Origin of the sequence: Xanthomonas sp. SHU 308 (genome assembly GCF_000364645.1) — a bacterium.
In the GTDB taxonomy this organism is placed as follows: Bacteria; Pseudomonadota; Gammaproteobacteria; order Xanthomonadales; family Xanthomonadaceae; genus Xanthomonas_A; species Xanthomonas_A sontii.
Window position 1 is genome coordinate 1 of record NZ_AQOK01000785.1, and the last position, 339, is coordinate 339.

Genomic DNA, 339 nt, shown 5'->3' on the forward strand with positions numbered 1-339 from the left:
GACCAGCACGCGCCGCCCGCGCAGCGGCCAGCCCTGCTTGGCCAGCGCCTGCGCGCCGCCGGCGCCGGTGACGCCGGGCAACGTCCAGCCCGGGAACGGCAACAGCAATTCGCGCGCGCCGGTGGCCAGCACCAGCGCGTCGTAGCCCAGCCAGCGCGGGCCATCGGGGCCATCGGTGAGCAACTGCCGGTCCTGCGCCAGCAGCACCTGGGTCTGCGGCAGGAAGGTCACCGCGCTGGCCGCCAGTTGCGCCAGCGTGCGCGCGGCCAGGCGCGGCGGCGCCTGGGCCACGTCGTGGCGCCAGATCTGCCCGCCGGCACGCGCCTGCAGATCGACCAG

1 pseudogene is annotated in these 339 nt (G+C 77.0%); it reads right to left on the reverse strand.

Annotated features, from left to right (window positions below):
* Nucleotides 1-339: pseudogene (locus tag D588_RS25770) on the reverse strand (oxidoreductase); the annotation flags it as partial.